Annotated in this window: 12 protein-coding genes; 5 read left to right on the plus strand and 7 right to left on the minus strand. The window is 63.1% G+C overall.

Annotation, left to right across the window (positions count from 1 at the left end):
• Positions 1-135 precede the first annotated feature (135 nt).
• From JNB89_RS16565 to JNB89_RS16575, 3 genes are all read right to left on the minus strand, one after another.
• A complete protein-coding gene (locus tag JNB89_RS16565) occupies positions 136-1,206 on the minus strand; it encodes a carotenoid 1,2-hydratase (protein WP_223216786.1) in 1,071 nt (356 codons plus the stop codon).
• 137 nt (positions 1,207-1,343) lie between these two features.
• Positions 1,344-3,917, minus strand: a complete 2,574-nt coding sequence (locus JNB89_RS16570; protein WP_220362978.1) for an ABC transporter permease — start codon at positions 3,915-3,917, stop codon at positions 1,344-1,346.
• Entirely contained in the window at positions 3,904-4,659 is a 756-nt protein-coding gene (locus JNB89_RS16575; RefSeq protein ID WP_220362979.1) for an ABC transporter ATP-binding protein, read from the minus strand. The genes JNB89_RS16570 and JNB89_RS16575 overlap by 14 nt, the downstream gene beginning before the upstream one ends.
• A 650-nt stretch (positions 4,660-5,309) precedes the next feature.
• On the opposite strand from JNB89_RS16575, the gene JNB89_RS16580 reads away from it, so the two are divergent.
• A complete protein-coding gene (locus tag JNB89_RS16580; RefSeq protein WP_135894541.1) occupies positions 5,310-6,860 on the plus strand; it encodes a complex I subunit 4 family protein in 1,551 nt (516 codons plus the stop codon).
• Between the two features lie 238 nt (positions 6,861-7,098).
• Positions 7,099-7,491 carry a carboxymuconolactone decarboxylase family protein gene (locus JNB89_RS16585; RefSeq protein WP_220362980.1) on the plus strand — a complete coding sequence of 131 codons (393 nt, stop codon included), beginning with the start codon at positions 7,099-7,101 and terminating at the stop codon, positions 7,489-7,491.
• Between the two features lie 6 nt (positions 7,492-7,497).
• On the opposite strand, the gene JNB89_RS16590 is transcribed toward JNB89_RS16585, so the two are convergent.
• The 3 genes from JNB89_RS16590 to JNB89_RS16600 all read right to left on the minus strand — a co-directional run bounded on the left by JNB89_RS16590 (position 7,498) and on the right by JNB89_RS16600 (position 11,779).
• The gene (locus tag JNB89_RS16590; RefSeq protein WP_220362981.1) at positions 7,498-8,187 is read right to left on the minus strand and encodes an HAD family hydrolase; all 690 of its coding nucleotides are present in this window, start codon (positions 8,185-8,187) and stop codon (positions 7,498-7,500) included.
• A gap of 126 nt (positions 8,188-8,313) precedes the next feature.
• Positions 8,314-9,765, minus strand: a complete 1,452-nt coding sequence (locus JNB89_RS16595; protein WP_220362982.1) for a cytochrome-c peroxidase — start codon at positions 9,763-9,765, stop codon at positions 8,314-8,316.
• A 220-nt stretch (positions 9,766-9,985) separates the two neighbouring features.
• Positions 9,986-11,779, minus strand: a complete 1,794-nt coding sequence (locus tag JNB89_RS16600; RefSeq protein WP_220362983.1) for a phospholipase C — start codon at positions 11,777-11,779, stop codon at positions 9,986-9,988.
• Positions 11,780-12,154: 375 nt separating this feature from the next.
• Here JNB89_RS16600 and JNB89_RS16605 point away from each other — a divergent pair, with 375 nt between their 5' ends.
• Complete coding sequence (locus JNB89_RS16605) at positions 12,155-13,171, plus strand: SDR family oxidoreductase (protein WP_220362984.1); 1,017 nt, start codon at positions 12,155-12,157, stop codon at positions 13,169-13,171.
• A gap of 183 nt (positions 13,172-13,354) precedes the next feature.
• Here the strand turns inward: JNB89_RS16605 and JNB89_RS16610 are convergent, their stop codons facing one another.
• Complete coding sequence (locus tag JNB89_RS16610; protein ID WP_013343290.1) at positions 13,355-13,723, minus strand: BON domain-containing protein; 369 nt, start codon at positions 13,721-13,723, stop codon at positions 13,355-13,357.
• Positions 13,724-14,141: 418 nt separating this feature from the next.
• On the opposite strand from JNB89_RS16610, the gene JNB89_RS16615 reads away from it, so the two are divergent.
• Entirely contained in the window at positions 14,142-14,459 is a 318-nt protein-coding gene (locus tag JNB89_RS16615) for a DUF4148 domain-containing protein (RefSeq protein WP_013343291.1), read from the plus strand.
• A gap of 49 nt (positions 14,460-14,508) precedes the next feature.
• Complete coding sequence (locus JNB89_RS31230) at positions 14,509-14,631, plus strand: hypothetical protein (RefSeq protein ID WP_262928129.1); 123 nt, start codon at positions 14,509-14,511, stop codon at positions 14,629-14,631.
• The last annotated feature ends 221 nt before the right edge of the window (positions 14,632-14,852 follow it).

Consider the following 14,852-nt stretch of genomic DNA (forward strand, 5'->3'; position numbering starts at 1 on the left):
GAAAGTAGGTAATCGTCAGGCTCCCCAGCAGTGACCGCAACCCCACCCCGCAAAGGTGGGGTTGCGGCGTTTACGCGGGAGAAAAACGCCCGCCGTACGATAGGGCACAAACCATCAGGCGGCGTCGGACACCGCTCACTTCCCTCCAATGCGCAGCGCGTCCGCATAACCCGTCAGTTCCAGATAGGCGCGCCCGACTTCTACGCCGTCGCGGCTCACCCGCGTCGCACCTTCCCAGTACACCGCGCCCGTGGACTGCCGCGAGTCCAGCTCCTGATCGTCCATCAGCGGATCGAGTTGCCAGGTCAGCGCGCCGGTCCTCACTGTCATCGCCACCGGATACGACGTGTTGGTGTGCGGCGAGCGCCACATGCGCCGTGGCGTGAAGTCGACGTCGCTCGGCGCGAAGGACGTGACGCGTCCCGTGCTGTCGCGCAATGCGGCGTGCGCCCAGACGGTGTGTCCGTCGCGGCTGCGTACCTTGAAGGCCATTAACGCCGAACCGTCCGACAGGTTGGCGCCGAGCCAGTCCCATCCCGCGGCATTGGTGTCGAGCAGGGTGCTCGACCATTCGTGATCGAGCCATGCCACGCCGGTGACTACAGTCGGCCGTTGCGATGAATCGCCGCCGGCGCTCGGTCGCATCACGCTGCCGGACACCCGCAATTGCGGCTCGCTGTAGTAGTAGCTCGCCTGTTCGGGACGCGGACCTTTGCGCGAATAGCCGCGCTCACCTTGAATCAGCGGAGGCTGCGTTGGCGTCAGCGCGAGGTGCAATGCGAACTCGCCCGCGTCGGCCGTCATATCGTAGTGGCCATCGGCGGCCCGCACGATTTTCCATGTGTCGAGCTTCACGTCCGTGTTATTCGCCTTCGCATAAGCGAGCCCAAATCCCTGGCGGGCAATCCGCTGATCGTGCACGAGGTGACCGAGCGCGGGGTCACTCAACGCGGCGTGCGCAATGATCAATTGAGAGGGCGCAAAAGAACTCGGATCGGCCGCATCATGACCCGTTGCAGAGCGGAAGAACGTGATCTGAAAACCGAGCGGCTTATGGTCCGGCGTGGTCAACCAGCCTGTCGCGTACCACCACTCGGTGCGAAAATCGGCGTGAGCGCCGGTGTCCGTCGGCAGCTTGACCGGACGGTCCTCGTTGACTACGGCAAACTCCGTCGGTGCAGCAAAGCAGGGAGCAACTGCAAGCATGCCGATCACCGGCAAAGCAGAGGCGCAGTACAGGCCCCAACGCGTAGGTCGGAACCGCAGGGCGGTAAGCGGCTCCTGAACCAGCACTCGCGCGCGACCCGCCATCTGGCGAGCCACTAACCGCAACCGTTCCCGCATCACCAGTCCTCCTTCACTGCGCGCACCGCATTGACGGAAACCGCGCCGCGTCCCGCGACCACAGCAGTGGATACGGATGACGCCAGCATCACCACAGCAACGGTGCCGAGAATGGTCCACGGCACATGCAGCGACATGGTCCAATGAAACGACTGCGGATTGACGACGAATACCAGCATCAGGCTGATCGCAAATCCGAGAACGAAGCCCACCGCAATGCCGCACGCCGTGAGCATGCCGCCCTCGAGCGCGAGGATCGCAAGGATCTGCGCGCGAGTTACGCCGACGTGCCGCAGCATGCCAAATTCGCGAGCGCGCGCGAGCGTCTGCGCGGAAAATGTCGCGGCTACGCCGAACAGGCCGATTACGATTGCGACCGCCTCGAGAAGATACGTAACCGCAAAGCTGCGGTCGAAAATCACGAGCGTGCGCGCGCGAATCTCTCCCGGCTGTGAGATGTCCAGCGTCGCGCCGAACGGCAGTGCACGCAGCCCCGCTATGACGCGCTCCACGCTCACGCCTCGTTCGACGCTGACGGCGACATCGATCGCGGTCATGTCCGCCGTGAGGCGGCGATAATCGGCAAGCCGTATCTGGATGGCCCCGCTTTGTCGCACGTAATCACGCCATACGCCGGCGACCACGAAATCTCCTGCGCGTGCGCCGAGCGGCAGGCGTACATGTTGCCCGAGTCTGTAGCCGTACAGATCCACCATTGCTTCGGACACCCAAACAGGTATTTCATCGTGCTTCAGTTCCTGTACAGGCAGTACAGGTCCTGTCATCTGCAGATTGGCCCCCGGGTCGTTCCCGTCTATTTCGCGGGCGACTACCGCGACGTCGGGGCGCGACGCATCGAGCGTGATAGGGGAAGTCCGCCCGAAGGCCGCTTTTGCGATGCCGGGCACGGCCGCCAGCCGACGCTGTTCGTCGAGGCTCAGGCCGCCGGAGTCGCTGTGTTGTGCGGTGCGCACATACAGATCGGCCGACAGCAGGTGAACGAGCCAGTCTTCCACCGATACACGGAAGCTCGCGACCATGATCGCCATCGCGACAATCAGCGCGAAGCTCGACAGCACGCCGCCCATCGCAATCGACGCATGACCCGGCGCATTCGCGAGCCGCGCAAGCGCTAGCGTGCTCGCTGCGCCGCGCCGCGGTCGCGTTGCAAATGCCCGGCCTACGCTGCGGAAAACAGAGGCGGTGACGCGCGGCATCAACGCAATTCCGCCGACGAGCAGCAGGGCGACCGCCACGTAACCGCCAATGGGCGCACCGGACCACGGCGGTGCCTGGCTGAGCAGGGCGCCGCCCAGCAGACATAGCAATGCAGGCCACGGCGTAGCCAGCCGAGCGAGTGCGCCTTCTTCGGCGCCCGCCTTGAGCGCTGCCGCCGGCCGCGCGCGCGCCGCCTCTAGCGCTGGCGCAAGACTGCCAAGGACAGCCACCGCGACGCCGAGCGTCAGGAACACCGCGCTTGCGAACGGCTCGAAGCCGACTTGCGGCTGCACGCCGGGAAAATAACCGCCGCCGAGATCGCTGCCGAAAAAGCGCAATGCCCCGGCCGCGAGCGCGAAACCCAACGCGAGACCGCCCAGCGATCCGAGCAGGCCGAGCAGCGCGCCTTCCAGCAGGATCTGACGCAACAGCCGGCCGCGTGTGAGTCCGAGCACGCGCAGCATCGCGAACTGCGCGCGGCGACGCACGACGCTCAGCGCCTGCGTCGAAAATACGAGGAACGCGCCGGTGAAAAGCGCGACCAGCGCGAGCACGTTCATATTGATCCGGTAGGCACGCGAGAGCCTGTCTGTGCGGCTCTCGACATCGCGGCTTTCGGCGACCACCCATTGGCTGCCGAGCTCATTCTGCAATGCGCGCTTGAAGCGCTCGCGGTCGACGCCGCGCTCCAGCTGTACGTCGACCCGCGAGAGCTTGCCCAACACGCCGAACTTCCACTGAACGGCGGCAATGTCCATGACGGCAAGGCGTTGACCCGGCCGTGTCCTCGTGATGCCGCCGGCCACGCGCAGAGGCACGAGGGACGTACCGTTCTGCAGCACGATCCGATCGCCCGTTTTGACACGCAGCCATTCCTGCGCGGCAGTGGAAAGGAACACGGCGTCCGCGGCGAGCGCGTCGAAAGGCCGATCGGTCGACGGTAGGCCGATCAGATCGGGCGCAATGCGGCTCGCCCTGAATACGTCGATGCCGAGCACCTGCAACGTGGCATTACGCTCGTGCACGCCGACGTCCAGCGCGAGAACGGGGCTCGCGAGCGCAACGCCTGCCCTGTTGGCAAGGCGCGGGTAGATCGACTCGTCGCAGAGAGCTTGCGCGCCGCGCACCTGCAAATCCGCCTCGCCGGAGAGACTGCGCGCCGCGGCGGAAAATTCGTTGAACGCCGCGCTATTGATGAGTTGCACCGCGTAGCCAAGCGCCACGCCGAGCGCGATCGTTGCGATTGCAACCAGTGCGCGTCCCCGATGACTGCGCCATTCCGCACCCAGCAGCCAGCGAGCGAGAGTGCGATATCCACGGGTTTGCGCCGGCGCGAGCGGATCAGCGGGCGTCATCGGTCGAACGGGCTGCCGGTTGCAAGCCGTGATGTTCTCGTGAAGGCGCCCGCGCTTGCGGCGTGCCGTGCAGGCCGCCCTCGCTGAGAATCAGGATGCGGTCCGCAACGGCGGCCGCGGCCTCGGAATGCGTGACCATGATCGTGGCCGCCCCAGTCGCCTTGCACTGAGCGCTAAACAGCTCGAGCACCCCGTGCGCAGTGTCGGGATCGAGATTGCCCGTCGGCTCATCGGCGAGAATCAGAGTAGGGCGATGCACGAGCGCTCGCGCAATGGCAACGCGTTGCAACTCGCCCCCTGACAGTTGCCGCGGAAAATCGTCGCCCCGGCCTTCGAGCCCGACTGCCGCGAGCATTTCAAGCGCGCCGGCAACCGGCAATTCATTCAACAGCAGCGGCAACGCGACGTTTTGCGCGAGCGTGAGATGCGGCAGCACATGAAACGCCTGAAACACGAATCCAAGTTTCTGCCGCCGCAAACGTGTCGCCGCATTGTCGTCCAGTCGGGAAACGGCCGTGCCGCCGATGATCACTTCGCCCCCATCCGCCTGATCCAGACCGGCAATCAGATTGAGGAGCGTCGATTTGCCGACGCCCGAGTCGCCCATGATCGCAACGAACTCGCCGGGCGCGAGCGTGAAGTCGAGACGATCGAGCACGACGCGGCCGCTGCCGTACCGCTTGCTGAGTGCGCGGCACTCGAGCGCGGCAGGCGCGCTTTCGCCTTTGTGATGAAACTGCATGCAGGGTCCGCGGAATGTGGCCGGGCGGCGGCGTTTCGTTCGGTGAAGTGCGCAGCTTTCGGCCTGTTGAGCGCTGAGTATATTCGGCTTCTGTAAGGCGCGTTCGAAGAGCCGCTTGCCGCTTTCGCGAGACGTTGTTCGTGAGCGTTTGCCGCCGCAGTGGGGTGCGTCCTGGCTCGTCTGCGCAAATAAAAATATTTCCGACTAATACCGGGTTGTGCCGGAAAAGCGGGCAAAAAAGCGAGCATCGGGCTGGATGCCCGCAAAGGTGAACGGGCGTTCGCTCGCGTCCGCCGGATTGGCGTCCCGATTTTCTCCCAAATAGTGCCGAAAAGCAGGCTTCGGCGGGCAAAACCATGCACGGAGTCAGCCTTTCGCCCGCATTGTGCGAGTGCACATTTCTAAGCATTTCGCAAGAGGCTCTCGTCGCAATAGTGCGTTGTCCATGACCCAGACGTATTGTTGCGATGCAAAATTATTCTTATCTTGGTAATCTCCCACCCTTGTCGTTCGACTGCGGGTAAACGTGAACCTCGGTAGCAGCGCGTTCACGATCTTCCGCCAAACACAAAGCCTACATATTCGCTTCAATGCTTTCGAAATGGAAAGCATGGGGCGGCGTTTTGTCCTTCAAGTCTCCGATAGCGCACATGCCATTGCCTCTTCTCAGTCTACTCATCTGGATCCCTATCGTCGCCGGGTTGGTGGTGATGCGGGCCGGGTCCGACACGGCACTCGCCCGTACACGCTGGCTTGCACTGGCCGGCGCGGTTGCCGGCTTCGTGCCGGTGATTCCGCTGGTGGCGGGCTTTCGCAACGACGTGACGTCGATGCAGTTCGTCGAGAACATCAGATGGTCGCCGACCTTCGACATTGCCTGGCACGTGGGCGTCGACGGCATTTCGCTGTGGCTCGTCGCTCTCACCGCGCTCACCACGATCATCATCGTGATTGCTTCGTGGGAGTCGATTACCCGGCGCACCGCGCAGTACTTCGGCGCGTTTCTGATGTTGTCGGGCTTCATGCAGGGCGTTTTTACGTCGCTCGACGGCATGATGTTTTTCGTCGCGTTCGAGGCAACGCTGATTCCGCTATACCTGCTGATCGGTACGTGGGGCCACGCGAACCGCTCGTATGCCGCGGTGAAATTCTTCTTCGTATCGTTTCTCGGCTCGCTGATGATGCTGATGTCGATGCTGTATCTGTACAGTCAGACGCACAGTTTCGACCTGGCGCTGTGGCGGGAAACGCGGCTTGGCACGATGCCGCAAGTGCTGATCTTCCTCGGCTTTCTCGCGGCATTCGGCGTGAAGGTGCCGATGTGGCCGCTGCATACATGGTTGCCCGACGTGCATCTGGACGGGCCCACCGGCGCCGCCGTGATGATCGGCATGCTCAAGCTCGGCGGCTACGGCCTGCTGCGCTTCGCGTTGCCCATCGCTCCGCAGGCAAGCCACTTTTTCGCGCCGATGATGATCACGCTCTCGCTCGTCGCCGTGATTTACGCGAGCCTGCTTGCGCTCGTACAGACCGACATGCGCCGGCTGCTCGCGTATTCGACCGTGGCCCACATGGGACTCGTTACGCTCGGCCTCTTCGTGTTCAACCGTATCGGGCAGGCCGGCGCAATCGTGCAGATGCTCTCGTACGGTGTGGTGTCGGGTGCCATGCTGTTGTGCACGGGCATGCTCTACGATCGCACGAAGACTGCCGCGATCGACGAATATGGCGGCGTCGCGAACACCATGCCGCGTTTCGCAGCGTTTGTGATGTTGTTCTCGATGGCCAACATCGGTTTGCCCGGTACGTCCGGCTTTGTCGGCGAATTCATGGTGCTGATGGGCACGATTCGCTTCAACTTCTGGATTGGTGCAATCGCGGCTTCCACGCTCGTTCTGAGCGCCGCATACACGTTGTGGATGTACAAGCGCGTGATTTTCGGCGCGATTGCAAATGCGCGAGTCGCGACCCTCAAAGATCTCGGCAAGCGCGAATTCGTGTTGCTGGGTGCAATGGCGTTGCTGGTACTCGCGATCGGACTCGATCCGAAGCCTTTTACCGACGCAATCGATCCTTCGGTCGGCACCTTGCTTGCGCAATCGGAGCGCTCCACGCGCCCCGCGGAGCCGGCTCCGGGCGAGAACAGCGAGCATCTGCAGGCGGCTGCGCCGGCAACGGTGGCTGCGCGCACGCCTGGTTGATGCGTGGTTAGTGCCCGGCTAATGCGCGGCTAATGTCTGGCCGATGTCTGGCTGGTGCCTGGCAAATGCCTCGATAATTCCTGGTTAATGGATTGATGCTAACGTGATGCGGGTTCGCGGTCGACCCGTGCGCGTGCCTGTCTGACGCGCACGCGGTGCCGGGCGCACATGCCGCAGATGACGCGCATGCGCGCCGGGCGCGAATCGCGCTTTTCCGCAGTCACGTCAAGGAGAATCCATGAGCCAGCAAAAGCCTGTCGAGTATGGTGCAGCGTCGCCCGCCGTCAAAGCCGTCTACGACGATATCAAAGAGACTCGCAACGTCGAGGACGTCAACAACTTCTGGAAGTACATCGCGCAGCATCCGCCGACGCTGGAACGCACGTGGGAGAGTTTGAAGGACGTGATGGCGCCGGGCGCACTCGATCCCTTGATAAAGGAACTGCTCTACGTGGCCGTGAGCGTGACGAACAACTGCAGCTATTGCGTGGCGAGCCACACCGCTGCCGCCCGCCGCGCGGGTATGACCGACGAAATGTTCGGCGAGCTGCTCGCAGTAGTTGGGATGGCTAACGAAACCAACCGGCTCGCGGTCGGCTACCGCGTGCCCATCGACCCTGCCTTCGAATAGCCGGAATCACGCCGCACGGCGCCACGCGGCGAGCAGGTGCGGCAAAGCCTCCATGTCCCGGAACACCTGCACGACGCCCGCCGCGTGTAACGCCTCGGCGCTGCTGTGTCCGGGTTCGCCCGGGCAATAGCCGAACACCGTCGCGCCGGCTGCCACCCCGGCAGTCGCGCCCGTTACCGTATCTTCGATAATCGCGCAGCGGGCCGGATCGACGTCGAGCGCTGCCGCCGCCGCGAGATACACATCGGGAAACGGCTTGCTGCGCGGCGTTTCGTGCCCGCTGAAAATGCGTCCCGTGAAGCAGTCCAGGATACCGGCCTTGTTCAGTTGCAACTCGACCTTGATACGGTCCGCGCCGGATGCCACCGCGATGCGTCCATTCAACGTGGTATGTAGCGAGCGCACAGCCGCAGCCGCGCCGGGAATCGCCTTCAGTTCGCTGTCGAGCGCCGCGTTTCTGCGCGCGCGGAATTGCGTCAGCCAGTCCGTTGTAATCGCCACGCCAGTGCGCGCTTCGATCAACGACGCTTCGTCTTTCACCGCTTTGCCGACGAAGATGCGCATGGTCTCCTCGACGCTCAAATGCCAGCCCAGCTCGCCGAGCATCTCAGTGAGCACGCGGTTGGTAATCGGTTCGGAGTCGACGAGCACGCCGTCGCAATCGAAAAGAACGGCGTCGAAGGGGAAATGGGTCATCGGGCAGGGCGTGGATCGCAGAACGGGCTAGGATACCTCAACCAGCGCGGCATTGCCCGTACGGGAACAGGCACGTATGCAAGATTACTCGTGTCCCGATCCCGTTCTGCTCCCAGTCCTCGCGAATCAGGATCCCCCGACGTGATACCCGTCACTCAACGTCTTCATGAACGCGATGATGTCCTCGATATCCGCGTCGCTCATTGCGGGCTTATCGCCCAATTTGCGGTCGAAAGGCGCGTCCGAAGCATCCACGTTCGCGTGATACTGCGCGGGCAGATCGTTGTACTTCTGCACCTTGCCCGACGCGTCGCGCGGATAGATTTTTTCCGGCGACGTATTGCGCAGGTTGTAGAAGTCCATCACCTGCTTCAGGTCGTGATACACGCCGTTGTGGAAAAACACCTTGCGGTTCGCGACATTGCGCAGCGTCGGCGTGAGAAACATGCCGCAATACTGCGTCTCTTTTGCGAGGTCATGACGAAACGGCCCACATACCCCCATATCGAAGAAGCCGGGGTCCCTGTTCGCAGGAATGGCCGGATTGCGCGGCACGCCGAGCGCCTCGTATTGGGTATCGGTGAACACCGGCGGCAAGCCGTCTTTGCCAGGCTGACTCAGGTGACAGCCTGCACAGTTGGCCTTGTCCTTGTCGTTGAACAGTTGCAGGCCGTGCAGTTCGGCGCGCGTGAGGCGAGCCTTGCCTTCCAGCCAGTAGTCGTACTTGCTGGTAAAGGCGTGAAACGACGGGTCTTCAATCTGATAACGCCCCACGGCGAACATCGCCTCGGACACCAGCAGACTGGGGTTCGCCTCGATGGCCGGGCCGAAAATCTGCTTGAACTGGCCGATGTAGCGGGTGTGCAAAAGCTTCTGCGCAACGTCTTCCGGCGTCTTGTTGGCCATTTCCACCGGATTGGTCAGCGGTCCGATTGCCTGGTCCTGCAAAGTATCGGCGCGTCCGTCCCAGAAGAGACCGCCTTGCGGCACCAGTGCCGGAGCGGCAGGCGCGGCGAGTGCAGTCTTTTGCGCGCGCTGCGTGCCGGCGGCTTGTGAGGCCAGTTGCGTCAGGTCCACCGGCGCGTCGGTGTCGCCCTGGTCCGGACCAATGCTGAACGGCGCCTGACGATACAAGTAAGTGAGCGACGGCGGCGGCCGATAACCGGCTTCGTTCATGTGCGCGCCGCCGAGTTGAACCGGAAACGCATTATCCGGCGAATACGAGTTGTTCGGCGAGTGGCACGACGCGCACGACTGCGTGCCTGAAGCGGATAACGATTGGTCGAAAAATATCTCCTTGCCAAGCAGTGCAACCGCACTCAACGGTGCACGCGCAGGACGCAGCAGATGCACCGGCTGCGGATTCGCGCCGGTTATCTCTTCGACAAGCGCGCCGAGCGCAACCGGCATGCGCTCGGGATAAGTCAGTGCATACGCACCGAACGCAACGGCCGCGCTGGCGACGCACGCAGCGGCCCACGCAACGACGCCGCGTAACGAGCGTTGCACGCGGACAGGGCCCGGTTCGCCGCCGGCGGGAAGTGTCGGCGGCAGGGCAGCGTCTGGAGTCTGGTTCATGACGATGGTGACGAAGTAGTTCTACGAATGCGATGAAAAAAACGAATCGAGCCAGCACGTGCGCACTGGCTCGACGACCGGCTATGTCGCAGGCTGAGCCGTGCGCTGTGTTATGCAAGCGCGTTTGTCCGCGATGCAGGCAAGGGGCTCACCCGCATCGCATTGACAACCACGCTTGACACGGCCAACCATGCACGCACGGCTCAGTTTCGCGTCGGGCTCAGATGGCGGGCGCGGTCGCCAGCTTCGTGCCGAGGTTCGGGTCCAGATACAGCGGCGGATTGTTGCCCGAGCCTGCGAAGTCGAACATGTTCATCATGCTGCCCGCGGTGGCGTCGAACGAACCGCCGCCAAGGCGCTGACCGCCAAGCCAGTTGTCCTCGATAAAACGGACCACAGATGCCTGCGTGATCGGAGTGTCGTCGACGAAATTGGCCTTCGCCCACGGCGACACCACGATAAACGGCGTGCGCGTGCCCGGACCGCAGCGGCCGTTCACCGCGCCGCCGTTCACGCCTTGCGGCTGAACCGCGCCCGCGGCCGTGCACTGGCCTGCCGCGCTCAGGTTGTCGCTGCCCGCTACCGTCTTGCCGCCGGCCGACTGCGCCGTAGTCGAATCGAACGAGGAGCTCGTCGGCGCCTTGAAGCGGTGGTCGTACCAGCCGTCGGAGTCGTCATAGGCGATGATTACGGCCGTGTTCTTCCAGTCAGGCTGTTGCTGCAGGAAGTTGATCACGTTCGTGACGAATGCCTGTTCGTCGATCGGGTCCGAGTTGCCCGGATGTCCGTCGCCAACAGCCGGCGCCTTCAGGAAGCTGACCGACGGATAGTTGCCCGCTTTGACCGCTGTATAAAAGTCGTCGATGTCGTACTGGTGATGAACCGGCGTTGCGGTATTGTCCAGCGGATCGGTGGCGCCGATCACCGCCGTCGACGAAGGACGCGTGTGCGCGAGGTTCGCCGTGCTCGCGTAGTACTGGAACCACGCATGGTGCTGCACGTAGTCGGTCTTCGTCGCGTTGAGCACCTGCGAGAACGTGGAGCGCGCGCAACCGGTCGTGCCGTTCGCGTTCACCGTCTGCAGATTGAAGCCGCCCATGAAGCCGCCCCACGTAATGTTCTTCGCGTTGAGCAGGTCGCCAATGTTCTTGTTGCCGGGCGACATGGTGCCGGTCACTTTGCTGCCCGCCGCAATCGTACAGACGTCGCCCGTCGGGTCGAGGTCGCCGACCATCGTAAAGCCGCCGGCCGAGTCAGGAATCGCGTTGGCCGACGTGCCGCCCGACACGATCACACCGTTGTTCTGCCCGGAGACCACAGCGAGCGCGCCCGGTGTCGACGGACCGTATGTGTCGGTGTACGCGTTCTGGTTCATCGCGAAGTGCTGCGCGTAGTTCCACAGCGCGGTGACGGTGTTGCCGTCGAAATAGCCGAGCACCTGGCCCTTGGTTGCGAATGCGCCGGTGCTGCCCGCGATTGTCGAACCAGCAGCCGTGAAGAGCGGGAACGAGTCCATTGCGCCGTTGTTGTACGCGAGCTGTTCGGCGGCATAGGCGTGATTCTGGCTCGCTGTGTTCGCCTGCGAGCGATCGAGGCGGAACGGCAGCAGATCTGCCGCGGGCAGCCCCAACCCTGCAATCGTCACGGCGCCGACTGTGCGACCTGCCGTATTCGGCGACGTGGGAAGCGCGTTCGGGTTCGTCGCGATCAGGTTGTTGTTCGCCAGGTTGTTGACCGTCGGCGTGCCGGCTGCCGCGGTGAACTGCGGTTCGCCAACCGGGTTCGACGCTTGCGGATAGGTCGCGAAGTAGTGATCGAACGAGACGTTCTCGCCGAAAATCACCACCACGTGCTTGATCGGCGTGGCGGTGGCAAGGGCGTCCTGCGCGGTCACGGTGGGCGCCGGGGACGAAGCCGGCGTCGACGAAGCAGTCGAATTGACGTTGTGGTCGCCGCAGGCCGCGAGCGTCAGCAGCGCGGCAAACGGAATGGGTAACAGGGTTCTGCGAAACATGTGGCAGGCTCCAGATTCGACTTCGCCGTTCAGCGTTTCCAACGATGCACGCGTGGAATTCGCCGGGGATGTTGTTTATTGGAAATAGTGTGGTGCCTGCCGATGCCGTGATCTTGCAGCCCGACAGGCTGCGCGCATTGAAGCATTCGATGATTAAGATTTAAGGGCGCGCATATTACGTCGGCTCTCGATCGACCTTCAATTGCATAACCATTGCTGACGCCGAGCTAACAAAGGCGAGCGCTGCGCGGCATGCCTGGTGGCATGCGCGGGCTGCGAGGCACGACGAATGCTGCTGCAGGCAAACGTACTTCGCGCGGCAGGTCGGCTGCGAACCGGCGTGCCGCGACCCGTCATCTTTCCGAGGACTTTGCCATGACAGTGAAGCTCAAACCGGTAGCGCAGCAGGTCATCGTCATTACAGGTGCGACGAGCGGCATTGGTCTTGCCACCGCGCGTCTGGCCGCCAGCAGAGGCGCGCGCCTCATGCTGGTCGCACGCGACGAGGAGGCGCTGCGCACGCTTGCCACCCAACTCGCCGACCAGGGGGCGCTCGTCGAATACGCGGTCGCCGACGTCGGCAACGCGGACCAATTGCAGGCAGCGGCGGACAAGGCCATTGCACGTTTCGGCGGCTTCGACACGTGGGTCAACAACGCGGGCGCGTCGATTTTCGGACGTTGCGCCGACGTACCCATCGACGAGCAAAAGGCGTTGTTCGAGACGAACTTCTGGGGCGTGGTGCAGGGTTCGATGATTGCGCTTGCGCACCTGAAACAGCGCGGTGGTGCGCTCGTGAACCTGGGCAGCGAACTGTCTGAAATCGCGTTGCCGTTACAGGCCGCATACGTTGCGTCCAAACACGCGGTGAAGGGCTACACCGACGCGTTGCGCATGGAGTTGATTGAAGAGCGCGCGCCGGTTTCTGTCACGCTGATCAAACCGTCCGGCATTCATACGCAGTTCGTGGAGCATGCGCGCAACCATCTGGACGTGCAGCCCAAGTTGCCGCCGCCGCTCTATGCACCGGACATCGTCGCGAAGGCGATTCTGCATGCGGCTTGCACGCCGGTTCGCGATCTCTACGTGGGTGGCGCATCGGCAGCGATGGTGACGTTCGCGCGCCGTGCGCCGAATCTGTACGACCGTGTGATGAGCCGCTTTGGCATTGCGTCGCAACGCACCGATGAACCGCCGCGCACTCCTGAAGGAAATCAGGGCGCCGATGGCGCATTGCGCGAGCGCTCGGGGCAAAAGCGCAGAGTGCTCGAATCGAGCTTGTATACGCAGGCTTCGATGCACCCGCGGCAAACCGCCTTGCTTGCCGCGGGCGCTGCTGCCGTATGGATGCTCGCGCGTTATGCGAGATCGTCGCATACGAGCCGTGCGTAAACAAGCCGGGCGTGAGCGGCGCGCAGCGCGCGAGCCTTAGCCACGCGTCGCTTCACATAGCGGGACAAAGGGTAGCGCCGCACTCGCACCAAAGCAGTGCCCGTGCGGTGCCGGCGCAATCCTTCGGCGTCCGATGCAATCTGGCGCCACGCCATTGAACCCGCTCGTTCTGCCGTGCTGGAATTAACCTCCGCCACCGTTCGGAGTGGCCACAGTGAGTTTGTTCGACACCGACTTCACGCCGGCGACGTTCTTCGCCACATCTTCGGCCTGCGAAATCTGCCCGCTGTCGGGCACCGATCCTGTCAGCGTGACGGCACCGCCGCGAGCACGAACGTACACGTTCGACACGTCGAAGCCTTGAGCTCTGGACAAGGCCTTGCGTACGTCGAGCCCCAGCTTGCGGTCCGCCTTTTTCACTGTTTTCGTGCGCGAAGTGCTCGATGCCGCCATGCCGGAGTCGGTCGCGCCGCTCGCCTGCGCATAAGCGCTCGACGCAGTCGCAACGCACAACGCAATGCCGAGCGCCTTCAGAAGGTTGACTGTTTTCACGTTTTCTCCATCCTTAAAAGGTTAATGTCGCTTCGTTGCATGCAAGAAAAGCCCCGCCTGTGAGCGGTTTGGTGCTCACGGGGAGCATTCTGTTTTGTCCCGCCATCGCTACGGTGGCGCCCCCGGCGCGCTTAAACAATAGTCCAGCGCACGCGCTCATGCTCAAAAAAACTGACTATGGCGCGAACCGGTGTGCTTCTGGCAGCAAGATGCGCCCGCGCGTGCGAGTCACAGGCATGCCCAGTCGCGCCGGCATGCGCACGGGCCGGACCAGGCGCGGGCACGCAGCAGTACGCGCCGAGCGGTTTCGCATTAAGCTCTGTGCGCGAGCCGTGCATCGCATCGTACGGCATACGCTGCAATGAACGATACGTCGTGAACACCTGAGTACGCTTGCCAACTTAAGAGGAGTCAATCCATGAAGCGCAATACCGTCAAACAGATCATGCTTGGCCTTGCAATGTCCGCGCTGGTGGCGGGCGGCATGCCGCTTGCCGCTGCGCAAACCGCCGCCGGCACGGACGCGCAAACTGCGCAACCCGGTGCAACCGGCACGGCAAAGCCGACCAAGGCCGAACGCAAAGCGGCGCGCAAGCAGGCCCGCGCGAAGAAAAATGCCGAGTTGAAGAAGCTCGAAGACGCAGGTTATCAGCCCTCCCGCGACGACCCTAACTATCCGAGCGACCTGCAGAAAGCGCAGAAAAAGGCGGGCATCGGCACGGGCGCAAGCCAGTAAGCATTAACCCGTAGTGGCAGCGGCCGTGCGGTGCGATGTGGCATACCGCATGGCCCAACTCATGACGCCGCAGCGGGCGCCGCTCGCCGCGGCGCATGACCTGTTCTATTCATCGGACGTTGCTTTGCGCGCCCGCCTGGCGGGCAGTTTCGCGTCGCCGCGCTCGCGCTGATCGAAGCGTCGCGCAAGCGTGACAGTCGGCGCGTATCGTCTGTTGCAGCGCGGCATTGCTGCTTGTCGCGAGCGCCTCGTCCATGCGCCGCCAAAATCCCTTCATTTGCCTTGGAACGACATCGCGCGGCACTCTGCTTGATATCCTTCAAACGCTTGCCCAGCAAGGCTTTCACGCCCGCCTGACGATGCACATGCGACATGGGTGTCGTATTTCCACAT

The sequence above is a fragment of the Paraburkholderia phenoliruptrix genome, assembly GCF_019511605.1.
Classification (GTDB): domain Bacteria; phylum Pseudomonadota; class Gammaproteobacteria; order Burkholderiales; family Burkholderiaceae; genus Paraburkholderia; species Paraburkholderia phenoliruptrix_A.

What these genes read in the sequence shown, in the direction of transcription:
- JNB89_RS16615 (WP_013343291.1), top strand. Translation starts at nt 14,142, where the DNA reads ATGAAGCGCAATACCGTCAAACAGATCATGCTTGGCCTTGCAATGTCC.
- JNB89_RS16585 (WP_220362980.1), top strand. Translation starts at nt 7,099, where the DNA reads ATGAGCCAGCAAAAGCCTGTCGAGTATGGTGCAGCGTCGCCCGCCGTC.
- JNB89_RS16590 (WP_220362981.1), bottom strand. Translation starts at nt 8,187, where the DNA reads ATGACCCATTTCCCCTTCGACGCCGTTCTTTTCGATTGCGACGGCGTG.
- JNB89_RS16595 (WP_220362982.1), bottom strand. Translation starts at nt 9,765, where the DNA reads ATGAACCAGACTCCAGACGCTGCCCTGCCGCCGACACTTCCCGCCGGC.
- JNB89_RS16605 (WP_220362984.1), top strand. Translation starts at nt 12,155, where the DNA reads ATGACAGTGAAGCTCAAACCGGTAGCGCAGCAGGTCATCGTCATTACA.
- JNB89_RS16570 (WP_220362978.1), bottom strand. Translation starts at nt 3,917, where the DNA reads ATGACGCCCGCTGATCCGCTCGCGCCGGCGCAAACCCGTGGATATCGC.
- JNB89_RS31230 (WP_262928129.1), top strand. Translation starts at nt 14,509, where the DNA reads ATGGCCCAACTCATGACGCCGCAGCGGGCGCCGCTCGCCGCGGCGCAT.
- JNB89_RS16575 (WP_220362979.1), bottom strand. Translation starts at nt 4,659, where the DNA reads ATGCAGTTTCATCACAAAGGCGAAAGCGCGCCTGCCGCGCTCGAGTGC.
- JNB89_RS16580 (WP_135894541.1), top strand. Translation starts at nt 5,310, where the DNA reads ATGCCATTGCCTCTTCTCAGTCTACTCATCTGGATCCCTATCGTCGCC.
- JNB89_RS16600 (WP_220362983.1), bottom strand. Translation starts at nt 11,779, where the DNA reads ATGTTTCGCAGAACCCTGTTACCCATTCCGTTTGCCGCGCTGCTGACG.
- JNB89_RS16565 (WP_223216786.1), bottom strand. Translation starts at nt 1,206, where the DNA reads ATGCTTGCAGTTGCTCCCTGCTTTGCTGCACCGACGGAGTTTGCCGTA.